Source organism: Lactobacillus corticis (assembly GCF_018327645.1).
Lineage (GTDB): Bacteria > Bacillota > Bacilli > Lactobacillales > Lactobacillaceae > Lactobacillus > Lactobacillus corticis.
The window spans coordinates 1-2712 of sequence record NZ_BMAY01000113.1 but is presented as its reverse complement, the minus strand read 5'-3'; the positions used below and the strand labels follow the sequence as shown (position 1 = coordinate 2712).

Below are 2712 nucleotides of genomic sequence, written 5' to 3'. Positions count from 1 at the left end.
CCCCCATTCGGACATCTCCGGATCTCTGATTACTTACATCTCCCCGAAGCTTTTCGTAGTTCGTCACGTCCTTCATCGGCTGCTAGTGCCTAGGCATTCACCGTGCGCCCTTCTCTGCTTGACCTATTCCAAGTCTCTCTCTCGGTCGCTCTCACAATCTGTTCTTTACGATTGTCTCGGTTTTCTTTTGCTTTCGGTATTCAGTTTTCAACGTACTAGCTCTGAGGTTTTGCCCTCAAAACTAAACAAGATTCGCTCGGTGTGCTTCCGTTTCGCTTCGGTTGCTTCTTCTAGTACTCTCATACTCTCCGCTTCCGCTGCTTTCCTTAGAAAGGAGGTGATCCAGCCGCAGGTTCTCCTACGGCTACCTTGTTACGACTTCACCCTAATCATCTGTCCCACCTTAGACGGCTGGCTCCTTACGGTTACCCCACCGGCTTTGGGTGTTACAGACTCTCATGGTGTGACGGGCGGTGTGTACAAGGCCCGGGAACGTATTCACCGCGGCGTGCTGATCCGCGATTACTAGCGATTCCAGCTTCGTGCAGGCGAGTTGCAGCCTGCAGTCCGAACTGAGAACAGCTTTCAGAGATTTGCTTGCCTTCACAGGCTCGCTGCTCGTTGTACTGCCCATTGTAGCACGTGTGTAGCCCAGGTCATAAGGGGCATGATGACTTGACGTCGTCCCCACCTTCCTCCGGTTTGTCACCGGCAGTCTCATTAGAGTGCCCAACTTAATGCTGGCAACTAATAACAAGGGTTGCGCTCGTTGCGGGACTTAACCCAACATCTCACGACACGAGCTGACGACAGCCATGCACCACCTGTCTCTTTGTCCCCGAAGGGAATTTCCAATCTCTTGGCTTTGCAAAGGATGTCAAGACCTGGTAAGGTTCTTCGCGTTGCTTCGAATTAAACCACATGCTCCACCGCTTGTGCGGGCCCCCGTCAATTCCTTTGAGTTTCAACCTTGCGGTCGTACTCCCCAGGCGGAGTGCTTAATGCGTTAGCTGCAGCACTGAGAGGCGGAAACCTCCCAACACTTAGCACTCATCGTTTACGGCATGGACTACCAGGGTATCTAATCCTGTTCGCTACCCATGCTTTCGAGCCTCAGCGTCAGTTACAGACCAGAGAGCCGCCTTCGCCACTGGTGTTCTTCCATATATCTACGCATTCCACCGCTACACATGGAGTTCCACTCTCCTCTTCTGCACTCAAGAAAAACAGTTTCCGATGACCTTCCCCGGTTAAGCCGGGGGCTTTCACATCAGACTTATTCTTCCGCCTGCGCTCGCTTTACGCCCAATAAATCCGGACAACGCTTGCCACCTACGTATTACCGCGGCTGCTGGCACGTAGTTAGCCGTGACTTTCTGGTTGATTACCGTCAAATAAAGGCCAGTTACTACCTCTATCCTTCTTCACCAACAACAGAGCTTTACGATCCGAAAACCTTCTTCACTCACGCGGCGTTGCTCCATCAGACTTGCGTCCATTGTGGAAGATTCCCTACTGCTGCCTCCCGTAGGAGTTTGGGCCGTGTCTCAGTCCCAATGTGGCCGATCAGTCTCTCAACTCGGCTATGCATCGTCGCCTTGGTAAGCCTTTACCTTACCAACTAGCTAATGCACCGCGGGCCCATCCTTTAGCGACAGCTTGCGCCGCCTTTTAAACACTCGCCATGCAGCTTGTGTTTTTATCCGGTATTAGCACCTGTTTCCAAGTGGTATCCCAGTCTTAAGGGCAGGTTGCCCACGTGTTACTCACCCATCCGCCGCTCGCTTGTATCTTTGTCCATTCCGAAGAACTTCTAAAGGCAAGCTCGCTCGACTTGCATGTATTAGGCACGCCGCCAGCGTTCGTCCTGAGCCAGGATCAAACTCTCATTTTTATCATGATGTTTGAATGATTGCTCATTCCTTTATTGCTTGCGAATTGACTTCGCTCTTTGCTTGGGTTATCTCTAACCCGCACACTTTGCGATTTCTTGTTCAGTTTTCAAGGTACTACCTCGCTGTCTTTTGATTCTAGACAGCTGTTTTAGTTTAGCAGATTGTTTTGGCTCTTGTCAAGCAAAACTTTTATCTGCGTTTTTCGTTTGCGTTGCTTTTGACTCGCAACAGTTAAATATGTTACCAACTTCTTTTGAACTTTGCAAGCTATTTTTTCAACTTTTTCAAAATTCATTTTTTCATTGGCGCCGCTCAAATTTGCGACTTAATTAGAATACCCTTATTTGCTTTTTGATGCAAGAGCTTTTTTTGTTTCAGCAAAATAATTCAGCCTAAACAAAAAACGACTCTGCTTAAGTGAACAGAATCGTTATAATTTACTAGGTATATTACCCTAATTAAGGTTTATCGATCTTAGAAATAAAAAAAGGAGGAGGCCCGCGGCCTCCTCACTTCTTCATTCTTCATCCTTACTCCGGCTGTCAGACTCGAACTGACGACATCGTGATTAACAGTCACGCGCTCTACCAACTGAGCTAAGCCGGAATATTAAAAAAAGCGCGGCGACTTCCTACCCTCGCAGGCAGTTGCCCACCAACTACTCTCGGCGTTAAGAAGCTTAACTTCTGTGTTCGGCATGGGTACAGGTGTTTCCTTCTTGCTTTCGTTACCGCACTTTTCCTTTTCTTTGAGCTTGCACGCTCAAAACTGAATACCTTCCGCTTCTCGAAAACCTCGCTTTTGGTCAAGTCCTCGA

The 2712-nt window shown here is 48.8% G+C and carries 1 tRNA gene and 3 rRNA genes; all 4 read right to left on the bottom strand.

The annotated features are described in order from the left end of the window. Window positions 1–124 (bottom strand): 23S ribosomal RNA (locus KI210_RS09020); the annotation flags it as partial. A gap of 206 nt (window positions 125–330) precedes the next feature. Further along, window positions 331–1894, bottom strand: a 16S ribosomal RNA gene (locus tag KI210_RS09015). Between the two features lie 534 nt (window positions 1895–2428). Beyond that, window positions 2429–2501: transfer RNA gene (locus KI210_RS09010), tRNA-Asn, on the bottom strand. Between the two features lie 12 nt (window positions 2502–2513). Beyond that, window positions 2514–2630 (bottom strand): 5S ribosomal RNA (gene rrf / locus KI210_RS09005). Between the last annotated feature and the right edge of the window lie 82 nt (window positions 2631–2712).